Genomic DNA, 22649 nt, shown 5'->3' with positions numbered 1-22649 from the left:
GCTTGTGCGAAGACCTTGCGCAGACGTGACCGCCGACCTCATTCCTCGGTCTTCTGCAGCGGCTGCTCCGGGACCGGCAGAGGTTGCTGCAGCACCAGGCTCTGCGGCGAGGACAGCGGGATGCCCAGCTCGCGCAGGCGCCCGAGGATGGTGAACAGCAGGTCGCTGCGTGCGGTCGCCACCGCACGCGGGCTGTTCACGTAGCCCGACACCCCCAGGGTCAGCCCGGTTGCGCCGAGTTCCTTGAAGGTCACCGAGGTGGCCGGCGTGGCGGTGATCGACTCATGCTCGGCGAAGGCGCCCAGCAGCACCTCGCGGACTTTCAGCACGTCGGTATCCAGCGGCAGCGTCAGGCTGATGCTGACCACACCCAGCGCGTTGCTCATGGTTACGTTGCGCACGTTCTGCGAGATGAACTGCGAGTTGGGAACGATCACCGTGGACTGGTCGGACATCTGGATTTCCGTGGCGCGCACGTTGATCCGGCGGATATCGCCTTCCACTCCGCCGGTCAGGCTGACCCAGTCGCCGACCTTCACCGGGCGCTCGGTGAGCAGGATCAGGCCGGAGATGAAGTTCTGCACGATGGCCTGCAGGCCGAAGCCGATGCCCACCGACAGGGCGCTGACCACCCAGGTCAGGCTGGTGAGGTTGATGCGCAGGGCCGAGAGCACCAGCAGCACCAGGATGACCATGCCGATGTAGCCGACCAGGGTCACCAGGGAGGCGCGCATGCCTACGTCCATGCTGGTTTCCGGCAGCAGCTCGTCGGCCAGCCAGCGCTTGAGCAGACGCAGGCCGAACAGGCCGCCGGCGAGCGTCGCCAGGGCCAGCAGGATGTCCTGCGGGACGATGTTCAGGCGGCCCAGCGACTGGCCGCTTTTCACCAGTTGCACCAGGCCTTGCAGCAGCTCGCCCGGACTGGTGCCGGAAGTGGAGAAGGCCACCAGCAGAGTCGTCAGCACCAGCAGGGTGCGGCCCGTGCCGGTCAGCAGCGTGGTGAATTGCGCCTGGTGCTGCGGGTTGACCCCGAGGTTCTGCGCCAGGCGCTCGCCGATAGGGTGCTTGGGCGACAGCAGGGCCTCGCAGAGGTCGCCGAACAGGGCGGTCAGCAGGTAGCCGCTGGCGCAGATCACGCTGGCCCAGAGCAGCTTGCCGGCAAGGAAGTAGGCCAGCGAGAGGTAGCCGCTGAACAGGGCGAGCAGGATCAGCAGCACCGTAAGCAGGATCGCCATCACCAGCACGCTGGTGAGCGGGGAGGCTTCGTAGTTTGTTTCGCGGCTGCTGCGGCGGTAGCCGTACAGCGCAGCGGCGAACAGCACCGCAGTGGCCAGCGCGGTGATGCCGTTGACCGCGGCGGTCAGGGCGAGGCTGGCGCCGCTGGCGCTGTTCAGGCGCTCCTGGGTGCCCAGCAGCAGGAGCAGCCAGGCCATCAGCCAGGGGAAGTGCGATAGGGACTTGGCCACCGGGTCGGGCAGGTCGGGCAGGCGCCAGGACGGACGCTGCACCGCCAGCAGGCCACGGCCAAGGCCCGCGGTGAAGGTGCAGAAAATCACCAGAGCCAGCAGTTGGTCCGCCAGGTTGGACATGTTGCCGCCGAGCTGTTCGTGCCAGTCCAGGCCTTCGCGGATCAGCGCTGCGCCGCCACCCAGGGTGACGATGGTCGCCAGGCTCACCGACAGGGCCAGGGCGCTGCGCCGCAGGCGGCCGACGGGAATCCAGCGGATCATCGCCTTGGTCAGCAATCCTTCCAGCAGGCGCCGGCCCGGTATCCAGAGCAACGCGGCGGCGATCAGGCAGACGATGAAGGGCGCGCGGTTCCCGGGCTGCCAGGCCTCGGCGAGGCTGTCGGCCACCTGGGCGTGGACGGCGCTCAGACGCGCCAGGTCGTCGTCGGTGGGGCGGATCAGGTTGGACCAGAAACGCGGGCTGAAGGGGGGCGGGGAGCGCGTGGCGATCTGTGAGTTGAGTTGGCTGCGGCGCAGGTTGACGATCTGCGCGGCGAGGTCCTGGGCGGCGCTGTCCACCTGGTTGACGCGCTGTACCTGATTGGTCAGTTGCTTCTGTTCCGCCAGCAGGTCATTACGCTGGCGGGTGAGGTTGTCCGCTTCGCCGGCGACTTCCGGACCGAGTACCTTGAGCTGATCCCCGGTGCGCGCCAAGCGGGTGCTGAGGTCGCCCGCGCTCTGTTCCGCGCGTAGCTGGACCTGCAGCGCGGCCTGGCGCAAGGAGGCCAGCAGGCTGTCGTCGCTGTCGGCGGAAACGCGCTGGCGAATCAGCTCCAGACGCTCACTCAACTGATCCAGGCTCGCCTCGTCGGGGAGGTCCGGCAGCTCGAAGGCGGAGGCTGGCGTCGTCGTGCCTGGCTCGCCCGCCAGCGCGGCGGTGGCGCCGGCCAGCGACAACATCAGTGCCAACAGGGCATGGCAGCATGCCCGTGCGATGGTTTTGCGCATCTTCCCCCCATCCGCTGGTCATGGCGTGATACCGGAGGTAGACCGGTTCCCGCCGTGGCAATTCCCTGAAGCATAGCGAGGCGGGGTGCTCCGGGGGAGGGTTTCGTGGTGAACTGTCGGTGGATATGGTTAGTTAAGGGTCACAAATTCTGGCCATATCGATCCCCTTTTGGCCGCTCACGCTGTTCTGCGCCGTGCCCAGGCTGGGCAGAATCCTGCCACCCGAGAACAAGAATCCTGCGAGGTCTACTCTCATGCTCACGGTCTACAGCGACGATCACCGCCTGCACTTCGGCCAGTCCGAACTGGTCGACGGCAAACTCCAGCCCTGCTTCGAAATGCCCAGCCGCGCGGACACCGTGCTGGCCCGCGTGAAGTCGCAGAACCTCGGCGAAGTCATCGCGCCGAAGGACTTCGGCCTCGAGCCGATCCTGCGCACCCACAACACCCGTTACGTCGAATTCCTCAAGGGCGCCTGGGCCCGCTGGGCGGCCGAAGGCCACACCGGCGACCTGGTTTCCACCACCTTCCCGGGCCGCCGCCTGCGCCGTGACGGTCCGATCCCCACCGCACTGATGGGCGAGCTGGGCCATTACAGCTTCGACACCGAGGCGCCGATTACCGCCGGTACCTGGCAGGCCATCTACAGCTCGGCGCAGGTCGCGCTGACCGCCCAGGACCACATGCGCCAGGGTGCCAACATGGCCTTCGGTCTGTGCCGTCCGCCGGGTCACCACGCCGGTAGCGACTTCATGGGCGGTTACTGCTTCCTGAACAACGCCGCCATCGTCAGCCAGGCGTTCCTCGACCAGGGCGCCAAGCGCGTGGCCATCCTCGATGTGGACTACCACCACGGCAACGGCACTCAGGACATCTTCTACCGCCGCAATGACGTGCTGTTCGCCTCGATCCATGGCGACCCGCTGGTGGAGTACCCGTACTTCCTCGGCCACGCCGACGAGCACGGCGAAGGCGCCGGCGAAGGCTACAACCACAACTACCCGCTCGCCCACGGCACTGGCTGGGATGGCTGGTCAGCCGCGCTGGAAGACGCCTGCCGCAAGATCGCCGCCTACGCGCCGGACGCGGTGGTGGTCTCCCTGGGCGTGGACACCTACAAGGACGACCCGATCTCCCAGTTCAAGCTGGACAGCCCGGACTACCTGCGCATGGGCGAGCGCATCGCCGCAATGGGTATCCCGACCCTGTTCATCATGGAAGGCGGTTACGCGGTCGAGGCCATCGGCGTCAACGCGGTGAACGTGCTGCAAGGCTTTGAGGCCAACGCACGTTGACAGACACAACCGGGCGGACGACAGTCCGCCCGGTTGCATTTTGGCTCGCGAACCTTTGCGCGGGCGCATCACCTGGGGAAGGACATGAACAAGAATAACGCGCTGCGCGGCCTGCTCGCCGCGGCCACCCTCGCCACTGCCTGCGCCGCCAGTGCCGCGCCGGAAGTGCGCATCTACAACTGGTTCGACTACATCGGCCCGGACACCTTGAAGGGCTTCCAGGCCGACACCGGCATTACGCCGAAGTACGACGTCTACGACAGCAACGAAGTGCTGGAGGCCAAGCTGCTCTCCGGCCATTCCGGCTATGACGTGGTGGTGCCCAGCGATGGCTTCCTGCCCAATTACCTGAAGGCCGGCGTGTTCCAGCCGCTGGACAAGAGCAAGCTGCCGAACTGGAAGAATCTCAACCCCGCGCTGCTGAAAGTGCTGGAGAGCAAGGACCCGGGCAACCAGTACGTGATGCCCTACATGTGGGGCACCAATGGCATCGCCTACAACGTCGACAAGGTCAAGGCCGTGCTCGGCGACAATGCCCCGGTGGACTCCTGGGACCTGGTGTTCAAGCCCGAGAACCTGGCCAAGCTGAAGTCCTGTGGCGTGGCCTTCCTCGACTCGCCCACCGAGGTGATCCCGCAGGTGCTGCACTACCTGGGCCTGTCGCCCAACAGCCGTAATCCCGAGGATTACAAGAAGGCCGAGGCGCTGCTGATGCAACTGCGTCCGAACATCACCTATTTCAGCTCCTCGAAGTTCGTCACCGACCTCGCCAACGGCGACGTCTGCGTGGCCCTGGCCTGGTCCGGCGGCGCGATGCAGGCGGCCAACCGTGCCAAGGAAGCCAAGAATGGCATCAGGATCGAGTACCGCATTCCCAAGGAAGGCGCGGCGGCCTGGTTCGACGTGCTGGCGATTCCGAAGGACTCGAAGAACGTCGAGCAGGCCCATGCCTTCCTCAACTACCTGCTGCGCCCGGAAGTGGTGGCGCCGATCTCCGACTACGTGGCCTACGCCAACCCCAACCAGGAAGCGGACAAGCTGATCTCGGCGGAGTTGCGCGACAACCCCAATGTCTACCCGAGCGCCGAGGTGCAGGCCCGCCTGTACTCGGTGGAGCCGCTGCCGCAGAAGCTTGAGCGCATCCGCACCCGTACCTGGAGCCAGGTGAAGTCGGGCAAGTGATGTCGTTCGCGGCTGGCTGGACAGCGGGTTTTCATTGGCAGTGAGCTGCCTGGAACTGGAATAATCGGCGGACGTTCATTGCCGCCGATTTTCCCAGGACGTTCCCTTCTCACTGACGAGCCTTGCCATGCCCAGTCCGACTGTCGACCGCGCCGCCGCCCGGAGGCGCCCATGATTCCCGAACGCAAGAACGCCGATGCGTTCGCCATCCAGACGATGACCGGCCTGTGCGTTATCTGGGGCATCCAGCAGGTCGCGGTGAAGCTGGCCGCGCCGGACATCGCGCCGATCATGCAGGCCTTCGGGCGCAACGCGATCGCCGCCGTGTTGCTGGCGTTGCTGATGTGCTGGCGCGGTGGCTGGGAAGGCTTGCGCCAGGGCACCCTCAAGGGCGGTATGCTGGCCGGGGTGCTGTGCGCCGCGGAGTTCTTCTTCATCGCCCAGGGGCTGGTCTACACCTCTGCTTCGCACATGGCGGTGTTCCTCTACACGGCGCCGATCTTCTCCGCGCTGGCCCTGCATTTCCTGCTGCCCAGCGAGCGCCTGCGGCGCCTGCAGTGGCTGGGCATCGCGGTGTGCTTCGGGGGCATCCTGCTGTGCTTCGGCGGCGGTTTCGACCTCGCGGGGATGGACAGCCGCATGCTGCTCGGCGACGCCCTGGGCGTGCTCGCCGGGCTGTCCTGGGGCATGACCACGGTGGCAGTGCGTACGACGCGCCTGTCCGAGGCGCCGCCGAGCCTGACGCTGTTCTACCAGATGTTCGCCGCCGCTCTGCTGTTGCCGCTCACCGCGCTGGCGCTGGGCAAGACCCACGAGGTCAGCTTCACGGCGATGAGCGTGGGTAGCGTGCTGTTCCAGGGCGTGGTGGTGTCGTTCTTCAGCTACTTCTGCTGGTTCTGGCTGCTGCGCCGTTACCTGGCGTCGAATCTGTCGGTGTTCTCCTTCATGACGCCGATGTTCGGCATCGCCTTCGGCGTGCTGATCCTGGGTGAGCCGCTGAGCCTGAACTTCGTCGGCGGTGCGGTGCTGGTGCTGGCCGGCATCACCCTGGTCAGCAGTGAACAGTGGATACGCAGCAAGCTGCGTCGTCGATGAGCGGCGGATGTGTCGCGCTGTTGATTCAGGTCAGGCGCCGATCCGGCGGTAACCGATAGGCTTTGTATCAAGGAATGAGTAGCGCGGGCGGAGAGTGGGACGCCGAGCTATTCTTTCCCAGGGCGGTCCATGGTGGTAACGGGCCGCCCGACCCGAATTGGAATGAGGAGGCATCCCATGAAAGTCTGGCTGCAAGGCATCGCGTGGAAACTGGCTGTCACGCTCGGACTGATCGAGCCTCCACGTTTGCAACCCATCCCCATCCGCAGCGACGAGCAGCGTCGCCTGATGGAGCAGCGCCGGCGCTACTGATCGCGCCTGCCTACCGCTGAAGAAAAACCCGCCTGATGGCGGGTTTTTTCTTGCCCGTTATTCGTGGGCCTTGAACCAGTCGTCGATCATCGACTTCAGGCGCTCCCCGGAGAAACTCGGGAAGTGCCCGCCATGCACGGTGCGTACCGGCAGCTCGCGCAGGCGCGCCAGGCTTTTCGCATAGTCGTCGAGGTTGGAGTGGTAGGCGTCCTCGATCAGCGGGCCGTCGTAGATGATGTCGCCGGAGAACAGCGTCTGCGTCTTCTCTTCCCACAGGCTGATGCCGCCCGGCGAATGACCGGGGGTATGCAGCACTTGCAGCGTGCGGTCGCCCAGGTCGAGCACGTCGCCCTCGTCGATGGTGCGGGTGGCCGGCGCGGCCTTGACCCGGTATTCGGCGTAGCACAGCGGACAGTCCGGGTGGGCATCGAACATCTCGTCGCCGACGAAGGCGGTGGCCAGGGTGCGCTCGCCGTCGGGATTGGCGAGGATGTCGGCTTCCGCCGGGTGCACCAGGCGTTCCTCGAACTCATGGTGGCCGGCGATGTGGTCGAAATGGGTGTGGCTGGCGACCGCCAGCAGCGGGCGCTCGGTGAGCCAGGGCAATTGTTCGCGCAGGCTGACCAGGCCAGAGCCGCTGTCCACCAGCACGTCGCGGTCGCGGCCCTGGATGTGCCACAGGTTGCAGCGGTAGAAGGGGCGGACGTAGGGCTCGTGGATCAGGCTGACGCCGTCATAGCAGTGGCGGACTTCGAACCAGCGGTCGCGGGTGACGATTTTCATGGTGGTGCGCCTTGTTCTGCTGAACGTAGGGCGTACAACCGTTCGCGGTTGTACGCCGATACACCGTGCCGTTCGTTGGCGCCAGGGCCAAGCTCGGAGTGCTCTGGGGCCAGGGTGAAACGGCGTATAACGTCGAACGTTATACGCCCTACGCTGGGTGTGGTTAACCCGCCCCGGTCCGGATTAAGGCGCGAACGGCGCCGCTTCCATCACTTCCACGATCAGCGGGCGATCGCTCGGGGCGTTGCGCAGCAGTTCCTGCAGGTGCGCGTGGTCGCGGGCGCGCTCGGCGGCGCAGCCGAAGCCCTTGGCGATGGCGAGGAAGTCCGGGGTGTAGATGTCCACGCCCAGCGGGGTGATGTCGCGGCGTTCCATGTAGCGCTTGATCTCGCCGTAGCCGTAGTTGTTCCACAGCAGGACGATGATGCCCACCTTGGCTTCCACGGCGCTGGCCAGTTCGGTCATGGTGAACTGCAGGCCACCGTCGCCCATCAGGCTGATCACCGGGCGGCCCGGCTCGCCGAGCTTGGCGCCGATGGCGGCCGGCAGGCCGTAGCCCAGGGTGCCGTAGCCGGTGGAGGCGTTGAACCAGCGGCGGCCGCCGTCCAGTTCCACCAGGTGGTTGCCGCTGTAGACGGTCTGGGTCGAGTCGCCGACGAAGCGGGCGTCGGGCAGCACTTCGAGGATCTTGCCGAACAGCTCGCGGTAGTGCGCCCAACCGCTGAAGTCTTCGGCCAGTTGCGCGCGCACCTTGGCCGCACGCTGGGCGCCGGGGCTGCCGGCGTCGGCTTCACGGGCCGGCAGCAGTTCCAGCAGGCCGCGCATGGCGGTGCGGGCGTCGGCGTGGATGGCGATGCTCGGCGCGTAGTTGCGCATCAGTTGCTGCGGGTCGATGTCGATGCGGATCAGCTCGCCGCCGATCTTGAAGTTGCCGTCGAACACCACGTCGTAGTCGGTCTCGCCCAGCTCGGTGCCGATGGCCAGGACCACGTCGGCCTGCTCGGCCAGCTCACGCACGGGCACCAGCGACTGGTTGCTGCCGATCAGCAGCGGGTGGTCGGGCTGCAGCAGGCCCTTGGCGTTGATGGTCAGCGCGGTCGGCGCATCCAGGGCGATGGCCAGCGCGCGGGCTTCGGCCTGGGCCTCGACGCAGCCGCCACCGAGCAGCAACAGTGGGTTCTTCGCCTTGGCCAACTTTGCGGCGGCTTCATGCAGCGGCGAGCGGGCCGGGGCAGGGCGGGCCAGTTGCACGCGCGGGCGCACCTGCATGTGGTCGGCCGGGGCGGTGATGATGTCCAGCGGCAGCTCGATGTGCACCGGGCGCGGACGTTCGCTGTCGAACACGGCGAAGGCGCGGGCCAGTACGGCCGGCAGTTCCTCGACGCTCATCAGGGTGTGGCTGAAGGCGGTGACGCCGGCGGTCATGGCGCGCTGGTTGGGCAGCTCGTGCAGGTAGCCGTTGCCGTGGGCCAGGCGCGAGCGCTCGTTGACGCTCGAGATCACCAGCATGGGGATGGAGTCGGCGTAGGCCTGGCCCATGGCGGTGAGGATGTTGGTCATGCCCGGGCCGGTGATGATGAAGCACACGCCCGGCTTGCCGGTGACGCGGGCATAGCCGTCGGCCATGAAGCCGGCGCCCTGTTCGTGGCGCGGGGTGATGTGGCGGATATCGCTGTGGGGCAGGCCACGGTACAGCTCGACGGTGTGTACGCCGGGGATACCGAAGACGGTGTCCACGCCCCAGGCTTCGAGTTGCTTGACGAGGAATTCGCCGCAGGTGGTCATGGCAGTTTCCTTACAGGGAGATGTCGTGAAATGAAACGGGGCGCGGTGATCGACTCGCCGCGCCCCATTCTTTGTGTGGTGCTCGATCAGGCTGCGTCGGCGACCGCAACCGGGCGGGGCGACATCAGGCTGACGACGATGAAGCTGACCAGGCCGACGGCCAGACTGTAGTAGATCGGGGTGTTGGCGTCGAAGCCATCCTTGAGCATGAATACCAGGGCGGTGATGAAGCCCAGGGCCATGCTGGTGATGGCGCCGGCGGTGGTGGCGCGCTTCCAGTAGATGGCGCCGATCAGCGGGATCAGCATGCCGCCTACCAGCAGGTTGTAGGCCAGGGTCAGGGCGCTGATCACGTCATTCACGACCAGGGCGATGGCCAGTACCACCAGACCGGTCAGGGCGGTGAACAGGCGGCTGGTGCCCAGGCTCGATTCCTTGCCGCCGCGCAGCTTGGGCAGCAGGTCTTCGGTGATGGTGGTGGAAGCGGCCAGCAGGCCGGCGCTGGCGGTGGACATCATGGCGGCCAGGGCGGCGGCGATCACCAGGCCACGGATGCCGTCCGGCAGGGCGGACTGGACGATAGCGGCGAAGGCGTTGTTGACGTTGTCGAGGTCAGGCAGCAGCACCTTGGCGCACATGCCGATCAGGGCGCCGACCAGGCCGTAGATCACGCAGTACACACCCGCGGTGGTGCCGGCGTACTTGGCTACGTTCTCGTTGCGGGCGGTGAACACGCGCTGCCAGATGTCCTGGCCGATCAGGATGCCGAAGAAGTAGATCAGGAAGTAGGTGATGATGGTGTCGTAGCCGATGGTGTGGAAGCTGAAGGCGCTGGCCGGCAGCTTGGCCACCAGCTCATCCCAGCCGCCCACGCGGTACAGGCAGATCGGCAGCAGCACGAACATCAGGCCGACGGTCTTGATGATGAACTGCACGATGTCGGTCAGGGTCAGCGACCACATGCCGCCGATGGTGGAGTACACCACGACCACGCCGCCGCCCAGCAGGACGGAGACCCAGAACGGCAGACCGAACAGCACCTGCATCACGGTACCGATGGCCAGGGTGGAAACCACGCCGATCATCAGTGCGTAGGCGAACATGATCACTGCCGAAGCCTGGCGGGCCATCGGGTTGTAGCGACGCTCCAGCACCTGGGTCACGGTGAAGATGCGCAGCTTGAGCAGCGGCTTGGCCAGGAACAGGTTCAGCGCGATGATGCCGGCGCCCAGGGCCGCGCACAGCCAGAATCCGGAGATGCCATGGACATAGCCCAGGCGCACGGTGCCCACGGTGGACGCCCCGCCCAGTACGGTTGCCGCCATGGTGCCCATGTAGAAGGACGGGCCGAGGTTCCGACCGGCCACCAGGAATTCCTCATGGGTCTTGGCGCGGCGCATGCCGTACCAGCCCAGGATCAACATGCCGGCGGCATAGATCAGAACAACGAATATATCCAAGGCCATGATCGGCTCCTCACACTTGCATTGTCATTGTTGCCGCACGCTTGTGGCGTACGGTGATTCACCGGACCGACGGAGGTCGGTCCGATGGGGCTTAGGGGTATTGCTCCGCCTCAGGCTGGCGGTCGATCAGGCGGCTGGTTCGCTGATGTCCAGCACCGGACGATCATGGCTGCCGACCCAGCGCGGGCCTTTGGGGCCATACACGCCCGCTGCTTCCGGGAAGGTCCGCAGCAGGGCGACGTAGAGCACGGCGGCCATGCCGAGGGTGACCGGCAGGCTGATGTCGATGCCGCCGGCCAGGTTGCCCAGGGGGCCTACGAACTGACCCGGCAGGTTGACGAAGCACAGGCCCAGGGCCGCGCTCGGGATCCATGCGCCCATGCCGCGCCAGTTCCAGCCGTTGTGGAACCAGTAGGCGCCGCCTTGCTGGCCACGGGTGAACACCTGCAGGTCGTCGGCGTGGTAGAAGCCACGGCGGATGACCAGGCCGAGGATCATGATCACCATCCAGGGGCTGGTGCAGGTGATGATCAGCACGGCGAAGGTGGACACGCTCTGCACCAGGTTGGCGGCGAAGCGGCCGATGAAGATGAAGGCGATGGACAGCACGCCGATCAGCAGGGTCGCCTGTACGCGGTTGAGCAGGCGTGGGAACACGCTGGACATGTCCAGGCCCGTGCCGTACAGCGAGGTGGTGCCGGTGGACATGCCGCCGATCACCGCAATCAGGCATACCGGCAGGAAGAACCAGCTCGGCGAGACCGCCAGCAGGCCGCCGACGTAGTTGTTCTGGGCGATGTAGTCCGGGGCGTTGACGGCCACGATGGTCGCGGTGGCCAGGCCGAACAGGAACGGGATCAGGGTGGCCAGCTGGGCGCAGATCACTGCCAGCATGATGCGCTTCTGCGAGGTTTCGCGCGGGATGTAGCGCGCCCAGTCGCCGAGGAAGGCGCCGAAGGACACCGGGTTGCTCATGGCCAGCAGGGCGGCGCCGATGAAGGCGGCCCAGAAGCCTTCACTGCCCATCTGCACGGTGCCGGCGTAGCTGGCATCGAAGGGGCCGGAGAAGGCGAACAGGCCGAGCAGGAACAGCAGGCTGGCGGCCCATACGGCGATCTTGTTGACCAGCAGCATGAAGCGGAAGCCGTAGATGCACACGACCAGCACCAGCACGGCGAACAGGCCGTAAGCCAGGCCCAGGGTGAGGTCGGTTTCCGGCAGGGCGAACAGGCGCTTGGCACCGCCGATCAGCGCATCGCCCGAACTCCATACGGAGAGAGAGAAGAAGGCGACGGCGGTGAGCAGCGACAGGAACGAGCCGACGATCCGCCCGTGCACGCCGAAGTGGGCGCCCGAGGAGACCGCGTTGTTGGTGCCGTTGAGCGGGCCGAACAGGCCCATGGGCGCGAGAATGATCGAACCGACCAGCACGCCGAGGACGATGGCCCAGACGCCGGCCTGGAACGACAGCCCGAACAGAACCGGGAAGCTGCCGAGCACGGCGGTGGCGAAGGTGTTGGCGCCACCGAAGATCATGCGGAACAGATCGGTGGGCGTAGCGTTACGTTCGTGATCCGGGATCTGTTCGACCCCGAATGTCTCGATCGTTGTGATGGCGTGTGCGTTGTTCTTGTTATCCATGACTTCCTCCCGGGATGCCCTGTCTTTATGGCGTCGGAGACGGTGACAGGTGCTCGTGCGTGGCCAGCCAGCGGCCCTGTTTCGGATCACGGCGGAAGACGATGGTCTCCCGTTCGTGGTTCAGGCTCTCCTCTCCCTGGATGCGCAACCGCGTGGCGACGTCGTGGCAGAACACGGCCACATCTTCGCCCTGCAGGCTGACAAAGGTATTGCTGGACTGGCATTCGAGGACTTCGAAGCCGTCGTCACGCAGCCAGCCTTCCCACACCTCGCGGTATGCCGCGCGCGACAGCAGCGGCTGCGGCCAGGTGTGGAAGATGAAGCTGGCGTCTTCGCTGAAGGCCGCGAAGTAGGCCTCGGTGTCGGTGCGCGCGAAGGCTGCCACGAGATCGCGGGCAGCCTCCAACACCTGTGCTACGCAGGCATCGTTATTCATGTGTTTGCTCGCGCGCTTAGCGGCGCTCTACGCCCGGGAGGATGCAGAGCATTTCGTACAGCAGGTTGGCGCCGAGCAGCGAGGTGTTGCCGGTGGTGTCGTAGGGCGGGGAGACCTCCACCAGGTCGCAACCGATGATGTCCAGGCCCTGGCAGCCACGCACGATTTCCATTGCCTGGATGGTGGTCAGGCCGCCGATTTCCGGGGTGCCGGTGCCGGGCGCCCAGGCCGGGTCGATGCCATCGATGTCGAAGGACAGGTAGACCGGGCCGCCGCCGACTTTCTCGCGCACTTCGGCCATCAGCGGAGCCAGCGACTTGTGCCAGCACTCTTCGGCCTGCACCACGCGGAAGCCCTGCTTGCGGCTCCAGTTGAAGTCTTCGGCGGTATAGCCCTGGGCGCGCAGGCCGATCTGCACCACGCGGTCGCAGTCGAGCAGGCCTTCTTCCACCGCGCGGCGGAAGGTAGTGCCGTGGGCGATCTTCTCGCCGAACATGTGATCGTTGACGTCCGCGTGGGCGTCGATGTGCACCAGGCCGACCTTGCCGTGCTTCTTGTGGATGGCACGCAGGATCGGCAGGGTGATGGTGTGGTCGCCACCCAGGGTCAGCGGGATGATGCCGTGGTCGAGGATGCCATCGTAGGCTTCCTCGATGATGCGCACGGCTTCCAGCAGGTTGAAGGTGTTGATCGCCACGTCACCGATGTCGGCGATGTTCAGCGAGTCGAACGGCGCAGCGCCGGTGGCCATGTTGTACGGACGGATCATCACCGACTCGGCGCGGATTTCGCGCGGCCCGAAACGAGTGCCGGAGCGCAGGGAGGTGCCGATATCCAGCGGCACGCCGACGAAGGCGGCGTCGAGCTTGTTGAGCTCTTCGGGGGACTGGATGTGCGGCAGGCGCATCATGGTGGCGATGCCGCCGAAACGCGGCATTTCGTTACCGCCCAGGGGCTGGTGAAGTTTCTTGTCCATGGGGAGGGCCTCAGGCTGATCGCTGTCTTCGTGGAAACAGGCTTGTTGATACTGAGGTCGGATTCTCATCAGGTTGGGTAGTGAGAAAAATCTCTGGCTACAAATAATCAGTTCAGAGTTTTCTAAACTTTCCCTGAGCGCTAGACTGCGCCACCGCGTCGCAGGGGCCTGCTTGCCGGGCGCATGGGGCGTGACCTGCGGATCGATAGGCAGCTTTCTATCGTTCGTTTCACTGGTGCAGAAAGTACTGAACTAGAGCGGCTTTGCCGCCGTTTTACGGAGTCGTCATGAGCGCCAGCGCATTGCCTGACGTCAAGCTGCTGCGAATCTTCGCCTGCGTAGTGCGCAGCCAGGGTTTCGCCGCCGCCCAGCAGGAGCTGAACCTGTCGACCTCGGCGATCAGCACCTACATGAGCCAACTGGAGAACCAGCTGGGCATCGTGCTCTGCCACCGCGGCCGCGGGGGATTCGGGCTGACCAGCAAAGGCGAGCTGTTCTACCAGGAAACCCTGCGCATCCTCGGCGAACTGGAAGGCTTCGAGCGCTATGCCGCCACCCTGAAGGGCGAGCTGCGTGGCACCCTCAACCTCGGCGTTCTGGACTCCACGGTAAGCGACCCGGCGCTGCCGCTGGCCGAAGTGATCGGCGCCTTCAGCAGCCTGCACCCGGCGGTGCACCTGCACCTGCAGGTACAGAGCCCTTACGAGCTGCAGCTGGCGGTGCTGGACAACCGCCTGGACCTGGCCATCGGTTCGTTCTTCAGCCGGATGAACGGTCTGGTCTACCAGCCGCTCTATAGAGAGCAGCACTGGCTGTACTGCAGCGACCGTCATCCGCTGTTCGACGGCCGGCGCATTCCCGCTGAACTGATCACCCAGCAGCGCATGGTCGGCCGTGGCTACTGGAGCCAGGCGGAACTGGCGCGGCACGGCTTCAAGCACAGCGCCGGCACTGTGGAGAGTATGGAGGCGCAGCTGATCCTGATTCTCTCCGGCGGCTACATCGGCTACCTGCCCGAGCATTACGCCCACCCTTGGGTGGAGCAGGGCCGGCTGCGCGCGCTGCTGCCGGCGACCTTCGGCTACCAGGCGCCGTTCTCCCTGATTCTGCGGCGTGGCCGTTCCCGCGAGCCGCTGATCCAGAACTTCCGCGACCTGCTGCGGACGCAGCCGAACACGCCATGAGCCGCGCCCGTTGTCCGCGCTGCGAGCGCCCGCTGACGCATTGCCTGTGCGCGCTGATCCCGCACCTGGACAACCGCACCCGCGTGTTGCTGCTGCAGCACCCGAGCGAAGTCGGCCATGCGCTGAATACCGCGCGATTGGCAGTCCTAGGGCTGGCCAATGCGGAACTGCTGGTAGGCGAGGATTTCAGTGGTCTCGACCTGTCGGCCTGGGATGCCTGGCTGCTGTTCCCCGGTGAGTCCGCTGTCGCGTTGGCCGATCTGGCGGCGCGCCCTGTGGATAAGCCGTGCCTGCTGGTAGTGCCCGATGGCACCTGGCGCAAGGCGCGCAAGCTGCTGCATCTCAACCCCAACCTGGCGGCGCTGCCCCGTGTGGTACTGCCGGACGGGCTGAGCTCCCGCTACCGCCTGCGCAAGGCGCCGGCCGAAGGTGCACTGTCGACCATCGAGGCGGTGGTGCATGCCCTCGACGCGCTGGATGCGCCGCAGTCCCACACGGAGCTGCTGCGGCCGTTCGAGGCCCTGATCGACGGACAGATCGCCGCGATGGGGGAGGAGACCTTCCAGCGCAATCATGGGCCGCGATCTTCCTCCTGAGCGTTCTTCTGTAGGAGCGAGCTTGCTCGCGAACAGATCCTCCGGCCACGCCGGCGCTGGGTTGGTTCGCGAGCAAGCTCGCTCCTATGAAAAGCATGTGCCGGGCCGGCCGGCGGATTCGCTTGCTGCGGTCGACTCGCTATACTGCGCCCCTCATTCCCCTTCGCGAGGTGTTCGTCCGATGCGCAATTGATGCCGCCGTGGTTTCACGGCCCGTTTCCGTCCCAGGTTTCGCCTGGGGGATTTCCGGCATCAATCTGGATGGCATATGACGAGCCCCTTCACCCTGGCGCTGCAAGGCGTCTTTTTCCACCTGCCCAGCGGCGAAGCGCTGCTGAGCGATCTCAACGAAACCTTCGACGACCGTCGCACCGCACTGGTCGGGCGCAATGGCGTGGGCAAGTCCGTGCTGGCGCGGATCATGGCCGGCAAGCTGCAGCCCAGTGCCGGGCGTTGCCTGAGTTCCGGGCTGGTGCACTACCTGCCGCAGCGCGTCGAGCCGCAGGCGTTTCGCAGCGTGGCGGACCTCGCCGGGGTGCAGCCGCTGCTGGATGCGCTGGCGCGGATCGAGGCGGGCGGCGTCGATCCCGCCGACTTCGAACGCCTCGACGGTCACTGGGATATCCATGCGCGCCTGGAGGCTGAGCTGGCCGCCAGCGGGCTCGGGCACCTGGCGCCCGACACGCCGGCCGCACACTTGAGCGGTGGCGAGTGCACGCGAGTGGCGCTGCTCGGTGCCTGGCTCAGCGAGGCAGACTGGCTGATCCTCGACGAGCCGAGCAACCACCTCGACCGCGCCGGGCGTGAAGCGCTATGTGAGCAAGTGCAGCGCTGGCGTGGCGGGCTGATCCTGGTCAGCCATGACCGCCTGCTGCTGGACGATCTGCCGCGGATCGTCGAACTGTCTTCCACCGGATTGCGCAGCTATGCCGGCGGCTACGGCTTTTATCGGGAGGTCCGCCAGCAGGAACAGGACCATGCCCAGCGCGAATTGCAGCGTCGCAAGCTGGAGCGCGACCGCCAGCAACGGGCCATGCAGGAGCAGCGCGAGCGCCAGGAGCATCGCCAGGCGAAAGGGCGGAAGGATGCGCGCGAAGCCAACCAGGCAAAGATCCTCGTCGATCGGCAGAAGGAGCGCAGCCAGGCCAGCATCGCCCGCCTGAGCACCCAGCACGGCGATCGTCGCGAGCAGTTGGCGCGTGAAGTGCGAGAGGCGTTCGGCCAGTTGCGCGAGGAGGATGGAGTGACGCTCAACGCGCCGGACTGCGAACTGCCCGAACAGCGCGGCGTACTTTCGCTGGAGGCGTTGCGCTTGCCGTTCGGCAATGCCGCGCCGCTCGATCTGCAACTGACGGGACCGCGCCGTGTGGCGGTGATCGGAAACAATGGCAGCGGCAAGTCGACCTTGCTCAAGGTCATCGCCGGCGAATTGGACCCCGCTTCCGGTTCGTGCGAGCTGAAGGTACGCAGCGCCTACCTGGACCAGCATCTGGCTGCGCTCTTGCCCAGGCGCTCGGTGCTGGAGCAGTTGCAGGCGCGCAACCGGGCGCTGGATCAGTCCGTGTTGCGCACCCGGCTGGCGCAGTTGGGCCTGTCGGCGGCGCGGGTCGATCAGCCCTGCGGGCTGCTTAGCGGCGGCGAGCGGTTGAAGGCGGCATTGGCCTGCGAGATCTACGCGGAGCAACCGGCGCAACTGCTCCTGCTGGACGAGCCTGACAACCACCTCGACCTGCCGTCCCGTGAGGCGCTGGAGACTCTGCTGCGGCAATACCGGGGCGCGCTGCTGGTGGTGTCCCACGACGAGGCATTCCTGGACCGGCTGGAGCTGGAGGCGCGTCTGGAGTGCATGAACGACGGTTGGCGCTTGCATCGCGAGTGAGGGCTTTACCTGCCGGGCGGGGCTGGCTAGGATCGACTTCCCTTCCTTCCCGGCTGCCTCTGCCGTGTACCGCCCAGGCGTTGATTCGCGAAGCGGTCATTCATGCTGCCGACGCTTCAACGGTCGCCTTTCGCTGGCGTGCCATTCCTTTTTGATCAGCTGAATCAGGATGATTTCATGCTCATTCGCCAACGCATCGCCGCGGACAATCCGCGCCTGCTCGACATCTGGCTGCGCTCCGTGCGCGCTACTCATCACTTCCTCCAGGCGTCCGATATCGACGCACTATTGCCGCAGGTCCGCGACCTGTACCTGCCCGCCGTCGAGGTCTGGGTGGCGGTGGATAACGACGATCATCCATTGGGTTTCATCGGGCTCAACGAGCGCCATGTGGAAATGCTCTTCATCGACCCCGAGATGCGCGGACAGGGCATCGGTACCCGGTTGCTCGACTTCGTGCGTGAGTCGCGCGATTCGTTGAGCGTCGACGTCAACGAGCAGAACCCGCAGGCGGTGGGGTTTTACCTGCACTACGGCTTCGTCCAGACCGGGCGCTCGCCCACCGACGGTGAAGGGCGGCCGTTTCCGCTGCTGCACATGAGCCTGCCGGACACTCTGTTCTCGTAGGATGGGCATCGCTTCGCTCCACCCATCCTACGAATTAGTCCTTGCTCGCGAATGGATTCTCCGGCGGCACTGACGTCCACCGGGTTCGCGAGCAAACTCGCTCCTACAAAACGCGAATCCTGCGGGCGCAGGGCGTATAGCGCTCCGCGTTATACGCCGATTGACTATGGTCCCTGCGCACTCTGGGTTCGGCGATGGCGATGGAGAGCGGTGTATCGGTGTACAACCGCGAACGGTTGTACACCCTACGTGGCGTTCATGCTCCGGTGTCACCACTGCCGAAACTGATGCTCCGCGCGCCAAGCCTGAGCAGGCTGTCGGCGAACAGGTCGCTGGCGGTGCTGCGGCAATCCCAGGCGGCTTCCCAGTCTTCCCGGCGGCGCCAGTGCAGGCGGCCGACCAGGCGCTGCGGCTCGCCTTCGGCGTGCAGTTCGCTGGCGAGGTAGCCGGGGCGCAGGTGGAACAGCTGCTGCAGGTGTTCCAGGTAATCACCCAGTTTCGCGGCGATGTGCGCGCGCTGCTGTGGCGTCACGCCAATCTCGATCTGCAGGACGAAGTGCGGGGTGTCGACGCAGGTGTGGATCGGGCTGGGCTGGGTCATGGTTCTTGGCTCCTGTCTTGAACCGAATGCCAGGCGAGGGTAAAACCTCAACTTAAGTTGAGGTCAATAGCCCATGAAGAAATCGTCTCCCTGTTCGATGCACCGCGACCTGAGCGTCGGCGAGCTGGCCAAACGCGCTGGCGTGGCCGTGTCGGCGCTGCACTTCTACGAAGCCAAGGGGCTGATCGCCAGCACGCGCAATGCTGGCAACCAGCGCCGTTATTCGCGCGATACGCTGCGGCGGGTGGCGGTGATCAAGGTCGCGCAAAGAGTTGGCATCCCGCTGGGCGAGATTGCCGAGGCGCTGGCCTCGTTGCCTCGCGGGCACAACCCGACGGCGGCGGACTGGGCGCGGCTATCGGCGCGCTGGCGGGATGATCTGAACGAGCGGATCGAGAAGCTGCTGTTGCTGCGCGATCAGCTCGATGGCTGCATTGGTTGCGGATGTCTGTCGATGGAGGCGTGCCCGCTGCGCAATCCGGGTGACCGGTTGGCGGAGGAGGGGCCGGGGGCGCATTGGCGGGGGGCGGCGGAGTGAGGGGGATGAACTGAAGAGCCCCTCTCCCTGAAGGGAGAGGGGACCGTTCGGAGTGAGGTGATTCCCCATAGCTCGCCGGACGCTTTGGGTTGAGGGAGCATCATTCTTCCAGCCGGTACGAATAGCTCCCTCTCCCTTCAGGGAGAGGGCTGGGGAGAGGGTAAGCCCCAGCTCTGAAGTCCCTGGACAAACTCACCGCTCCCGCAACGCCTCCCAACGCGCTTTCAGCACCGGCTTGAGGATGTAATCCAGCACGCTCTTCTCGCCCGTGATGATGTCCACCGTCGCCACCATGCCGGGGATGATCAGCAGTGGCTTGGCGTCGGTGCCCAGGTGGTTCTTGTCGGTGCGTACCTGGATCAGATAGAAGCTGTTGCCTTTGTCGTCGGTGATGGTGTCGGCGCTGATCAGTTCCAGCTTGGCCTTGAGCCCGCCGTAGATGGTGTAGTCGTAGGCGGTGAACTTCACGGTCGCCGGCTGGCCGGGGTGGAGGAAGGCGATGTCCTGCGGGCGCACCCGCGCCTCCACCAGCAGGTTGTCCTCCAGCGGGACGATTTCCACCATGTCGCTGCCCGGTTGCACCACGCCGCCGATGGTGTTGACCTTGAGCTGCTTGACGATGCCGCGCATGGGCGAGACCACCAGGGTGCGGTTGACCTTGTCATCGATGGCGCGGCTGGTGGCGGTGAGTTTGTTGAAGTCGGTGCGGACCTCGTTGAGCTCCTTCAGCGCGTCGCTGCGAAAGCCCAGTTTCGATTCCTCGATCTTGCGCTGGATTTCATTCACCGCCGCCTCGGCGCGCGGGATGGCCAGGCTGGTGGCGTTGAGGTCGCCGCTGATCTCCACCGCGCTGCGGCGCAGGCGCAGCAGTTCCACCGGGGAGACCGCGCCGCTCTTCACCAGCGGCTCGGACATGTTGATCTCCTGCTGCACCAGGCCGAGGCTGGAGCGGTATTGCTGCACCTTGGCACGGAACTCCTGGAGTTCCTGGTTCTTCTGCCGCAGCTGTTCCTGGAGGATGTTCTGCTCGCTGCTCTGCCGCTGCTGGCGGGTCTGGTAGAGGGCCATCTGGTCTTCCACCACCTGCGGCGCGTCTTTCTTCAATGCATCGGTGAACACCGGCTCGCGGCCTTCGGCCTCCGCGCTCAAACGTTCCACGCGGGCTTCCAGGGAGTTGCGGTCGGCCTCGGTCTCGCCCTTGTTGGAGGCGAAGCGGGTGTCGTCCAGCCGCAGCAGCGGCTGGTTCTTCTCCACCACCTGGCCTTCGCGGACGAAGATCTCCGAGACGATGCCGCCTTCCAGGTTCTGGATGGTCTGCACCTTGGAGGAGGGGATGGCCTTGCCTTCGCCCTTGGTCACTTCCTCGATGTTGGCGAAGTAGGCCCAGACGATGGCTACCACCAGCAAGGCGAATGCCGCCCAGAGGGTGATGCGGGTGGCGTTGGGCGAGTCTTCCAGCAGGGTGCCCTGAACCTCCGGCATGAACTCGGTGTCGCGGGCGCCGTTGCCGCCCAGGTAGTCGCGGATCGATTGGGAGAACTGCATGGCGATTACCCCGCTGCCGGGCCGACATGGCCCTTGCGCAATGCTTCGATGACCGCGTCTTTCGGGCCGTCGGCGACGATGCGGCCGCTGTCGAGCACCAGCAGGCGGTCGACCAGGCTGAGCATCGAGGTGCGGTGGGTGACCAGCAGCAGGGTCTTGTCGCGGCAGGCTTCGTGCAGGCGCTTGCGCAGGATTTCCTCGCTGCTGTTGTCCATGGCGCTGGTGGGTTCGTCGAGCAGCAGGATCGGTGGGTCGAGCAGCAGCGCGCGGGCCATCAGCACGGCCTGGCGCTGGCCTCCGGAGAGCAGTTGGCCGCGCTCGCCCACCGGACGGTCGAAGCCCAGCGGGTGCTGCCGGGCCAGCTCGCTGACTCCGCTCAGCTCGGCCACTTCCAGCATCCGCGCGTCGCTGATGTAGCGCGCGCCGAGGGTCAGGTTGTCGCGCAGGCTGCCGGCCAGCAGGGGCAGGTCATGGGCGACGTAGCCGATCTGCTGGCGCAGGTCGGCGACATCGATCTGCCGCAGGTCCAGGCCGTCGAGCAGGATCTGTCCTTCGTCGGGCTGGTAGAAACCCATCAGCAGCCGGCCGAAGGTGCTCTTGCCGGAGCCGCTCTTGCCGATGATGCCGACCTTCTCGCCGGGGGCCAGGCGCAGGCTGATGTGGTTCAGCGCCGGGGTGTTCTGGCCCTGGTAGCTGAAGCTGAGCTGGCGGACTTCCAGGGCACCGTGCAGTTGCGTCCGTTCCAGCGGACGCTGGCGCGGCTGGCGCTCCTGCGGCAGGGCCATCAGCGCGTCGGTGCTGGTCATGGTCAGGCGAGCCTGCTGGTAACGGGTGATCAGCCCGGCGATCTGGCCGAGCGGAGCGAGCACCCGGCTGTTGAGCATGTAGCTGGCGACCAGCGCGCCGACGCTGAGGTTGCCGTCGAGGATGCTGTAGACCCCGGCGCAGATCATCGCCATGCCGGCGAACTGCTGCAGGAACAGGGTGCCGTTGGTGGCCAGCGCGGAGAGGAAGCGGGCGTGGTTGTCCAGGCGGGCGAGGGCGCCGTGGGTGCTTTCCCAGCGGTATTGGCGCTCACTCTCGGCGCCGCAGGCCTTGAGGGTTTCCAGGCCGCCCAGGGTTTCGATCAGCAGCGCCTGGCGCTCGGCGCCCAGGGTCAGGCTCTTCTGTACCGTGTCGCGCAGGCGGCTCTGGATGATCAGGGCAAAGACGATGGTGATCGGGAAGGCCAGCAGCGGGATCGCGATGAGCCAGCCACCGAGCAGGCCGATGACCAGAATCATCAGGAGGGAGAAGGGCAGGTCGATCAGGCTGGTCAGGGTCAGGGCGGTAAGGAATTCGCGCAGGCCCTGGAAGTCGTGGATGCTCTGGGCGAAGCCGCCGACGGTTTCCGGCTTGGCGACCATCGACATGCCGGTGATGCGTTCGAACAGGGTCGCCGACAGCACCACGTCGGTCTTCTTGCCGGCCATGTCCAGCAGGTTGGAGCGCAGTACCCGCAGCAGCAGTTCGAACAGCGTTCCCAGCAGAAGGCCGGCGGCCAGTACCCAGAGTGTCGAGAGCGCCTGGTTGGGCACCACGCGGTCGTAAGTCTGCATGACGAACAGCGGTACCAGCATGCCCAGCAGGTTGATCAGCAGGCTGGCCACCAGCGCGTCGGTGTAGAGCCAGCGTGACAGCCCGAGGGTGTCGCGGAACCAGGCTTCCACCCGTGGCACCAGCGGTTTGCGCGCAGCTTCCAGTTCGTGACGCGGGCGGGCGAACAGGGCCTGGCCGCTGTACTGGGCGGCCAGTTCGTCGGCGCTGACGGACTGCTCGCCGCCTTCGGTCTCGCACGGCAGGATCAATGCCTGGCCGTCGTCGCGCCATTGGCGCAGCACCGCGCTGCGGCCGTCGTTGAGCAGCAGCAGCACCGGCAGATTGAGGTTGGAGATGCTCTTGAGTTCGCGGCGCAGCAGGCGTCCCTGCAGCCCGGCGCGGGCGGCCGCGCGGGGCAGCAGGCTGGCGGACAGGCGCTGGTCGGGCAAGGGTAGGCCGGCCGACAGGCTGTTGCGGCTGACCGTGCAGCCGTGCAGGCGGCAGAGGATCAGCAGGCCGTCGAGCAGGGGGTCGTCATGGCTCAGGCGTGGGTCGCCCGGCGCGGGGGTGCCGCGCTCCTGGATGATCATGGTCACGCTACTTCCTCCCGGGCCGGGTCACCGCCGGCCACCCCCCGCGGGATGCCCGGCCTGCGCCGCACGACGGTTCCGTGC

General features: G+C 66.0%; 19 protein-coding genes. 9 read left to right on the top strand and 10 right to left on the bottom strand.

The window, feature by feature from the left end; all coding sequences use genetic code 11:
* Positions 1 to 38: 38 nt before the first annotated feature.
* A complete protein-coding gene (locus SD196_RS20065; protein ID WP_416310596.1) occupies positions 39 to 2456 on the bottom strand; it encodes a DUF3772 domain-containing protein in 2418 nt (805 codons plus the stop codon).
* A 254-nt stretch (positions 2457 to 2710) separates the two neighbouring features.
* On the opposite strand from SD196_RS20065, the gene SD196_RS20060 reads away from it, so the two are divergent.
* The 4 genes from SD196_RS20060 (at position 2711) to SD196_RS20045 (ending at position 6340) form a co-directional block, all read left to right on the top strand.
* Positions 2711 to 3751, top strand: a complete 1041-nt coding sequence (locus SD196_RS20060) for a histone deacetylase family protein (protein ID WP_275608144.1) — start codon at positions 2711 to 2713, stop codon at positions 3749 to 3751.
* Positions 3752 to 3835: 84 nt separating this feature from the next.
* A complete protein-coding gene (locus tag SD196_RS20055; RefSeq protein WP_416310595.1) occupies positions 3836 to 4933 on the top strand; it encodes an extracellular solute-binding protein in 1098 nt (365 codons plus the stop codon).
* 171 nt (positions 4934 to 5104) lie between these two features.
* Complete coding sequence (locus SD196_RS20050) at positions 5105 to 6028, top strand: DMT family transporter (protein ID WP_331317012.1); 924 nt, start codon at positions 5105 to 5107, stop codon at positions 6026 to 6028.
* A 177-nt stretch (positions 6029 to 6205) separates the two neighbouring features.
* Positions 6206 to 6340, top strand: coding sequence for a PA1414 family protein (locus tag SD196_RS20045; protein ID WP_275608141.1), 135 nt, complete (start codon positions 6206 to 6208; stop codon positions 6338 to 6340).
* A 57-nt stretch (positions 6341 to 6397) separates the two neighbouring features.
* On the opposite strand, the gene SD196_RS20040 is transcribed toward SD196_RS20045, so the two are convergent.
* The 6 genes from SD196_RS20040 to speB all read right to left on the bottom strand — a co-directional run bounded on the left by SD196_RS20040 (position 6398) and on the right by speB (position 13427).
* Complete coding sequence (locus SD196_RS20040) at positions 6398 to 7123, bottom strand: MBL fold metallo-hydrolase (protein ID WP_416310594.1); 726 nt, start codon at positions 7121 to 7123, stop codon at positions 6398 to 6400.
* A gap of 183 nt (positions 7124 to 7306) precedes the next feature.
* A complete protein-coding gene (locus tag SD196_RS20035) occupies positions 7307 to 8908 on the bottom strand; it encodes a 5-guanidino-2-oxopentanoate decarboxylase (RefSeq protein ID WP_275608139.1) in 1602 nt (533 codons plus the stop codon).
* 86 nt (positions 8909 to 8994) lie between these two features.
* Complete coding sequence (locus tag SD196_RS20030) at positions 8995 to 10374, bottom strand: sodium:solute symporter (RefSeq protein ID WP_275608138.1); 1380 nt, start codon at positions 10372 to 10374, stop codon at positions 8995 to 8997.
* A gap of 126 nt (positions 10375 to 10500) precedes the next feature.
* Positions 10501 to 12015, bottom strand: a complete 1515-nt coding sequence (locus SD196_RS20025) for a purine-cytosine permease family protein (RefSeq protein ID WP_331317018.1) — start codon at positions 12013 to 12015, stop codon at positions 10501 to 10503.
* A 25-nt stretch (positions 12016 to 12040) separates the two neighbouring features.
* Positions 12041 to 12451: a YybH family protein gene (locus SD196_RS20020; RefSeq protein ID WP_152224816.1), complete on the bottom strand. Its 411-nt coding sequence runs from the start codon at positions 12449 to 12451 to the stop codon at positions 12041 to 12043.
* Positions 12452 to 12467: 16 nt separating this feature from the next.
* Positions 12468 to 13427 carry an agmatinase gene (speB, locus tag SD196_RS20015; protein WP_275608136.1) on the bottom strand — a complete coding sequence of 320 codons (960 nt, stop codon included), beginning with the start codon at positions 13425 to 13427 and terminating at the stop codon, positions 12468 to 12470.
* Between the two features lie 287 nt (positions 13428 to 13714).
* On the opposite strand from speB, the gene SD196_RS20010 reads away from it, so the two are divergent.
* From SD196_RS20010 to SD196_RS19995, 4 genes are all read left to right on the top strand, one after another.
* Positions 13715 to 14611 carry a LysR family transcriptional regulator gene (locus SD196_RS20010; protein WP_275608135.1) on the top strand — a complete coding sequence of 299 codons (897 nt, stop codon included), beginning with the start codon at positions 13715 to 13717 and terminating at the stop codon, positions 14609 to 14611.
* Positions 14608 to 15207, top strand: a complete 600-nt coding sequence (locus tag SD196_RS20005) for a tRNA-uridine aminocarboxypropyltransferase (protein WP_416310593.1) — start codon at positions 14608 to 14610, stop codon at positions 15205 to 15207. Before SD196_RS20010 ends, SD196_RS20005 begins: the two co-directional genes overlap by 4 nt.
* Positions 15208 to 15475: 268 nt before the next feature.
* On the top strand, positions 15476 to 17086 hold the full coding sequence (locus SD196_RS20000) for an ABC-F family ATP-binding cassette domain-containing protein (RefSeq protein WP_416310592.1): 1611 nt from the start codon (positions 15476 to 15478) through the stop codon (positions 17084 to 17086).
* Positions 17087 to 17263: 177 nt separating this feature from the next.
* Positions 17264 to 17713, top strand: a complete 450-nt coding sequence (locus SD196_RS19995) for an acetyltransferase (protein WP_370599864.1) — start codon at positions 17264 to 17266, stop codon at positions 17711 to 17713.
* A 256-nt stretch (positions 17714 to 17969) separates the two neighbouring features.
* On the opposite strand, the gene SD196_RS19990 is transcribed toward SD196_RS19995, so the two are convergent.
* Entirely contained in the window at positions 17970 to 18314 is a 345-nt protein-coding gene (locus tag SD196_RS19990; RefSeq protein ID WP_275608131.1) for an antibiotic biosynthesis monooxygenase, read from the bottom strand.
* 97 nt (positions 18315 to 18411) lie between these two features.
* On the opposite strand from SD196_RS19990, the gene soxR reads away from it, so the two are divergent.
* Complete coding sequence (gene soxR / locus SD196_RS19985) at positions 18412 to 18852, top strand: redox-sensitive transcriptional activator SoxR (RefSeq protein WP_370601700.1); 441 nt, start codon at positions 18412 to 18414, stop codon at positions 18850 to 18852.
* 192 nt (positions 18853 to 19044) lie between these two features.
* Here soxR and SD196_RS19980 read toward each other — a convergent pair whose 3' ends face one another.
* Together SD196_RS19980 and SD196_RS19975 are read right to left on the bottom strand one after the other, a co-directional pair.
* Positions 19045 to 20397, bottom strand: a complete 1353-nt coding sequence (locus tag SD196_RS19980) for an HlyD family type I secretion periplasmic adaptor subunit (RefSeq protein WP_275608129.1) — start codon at positions 20395 to 20397, stop codon at positions 19045 to 19047.
* A 5-nt stretch (positions 20398 to 20402) separates the two neighbouring features.
* The gene (locus SD196_RS19975) at positions 20403 to 22565 is read right to left on the bottom strand and encodes a type I secretion system permease/ATPase (RefSeq protein ID WP_343573712.1); all 2163 of its coding nucleotides are present in this window, start codon (positions 22563 to 22565) and stop codon (positions 20403 to 20405) included.
* Positions 22566 to 22649 lie beyond the last annotated feature (84 nt).

The sequence above is a fragment of the Pseudomonas macauensis genome (assembly GCF_047902425.1).
Lineage (GTDB): Bacteria > Pseudomonadota > Gammaproteobacteria > Pseudomonadales > Pseudomonadaceae > Pseudomonas.
Note: the sequence above shows the minus strand (reverse complement) of the source record. Positions and strands in the feature narration are given on the sequence as shown.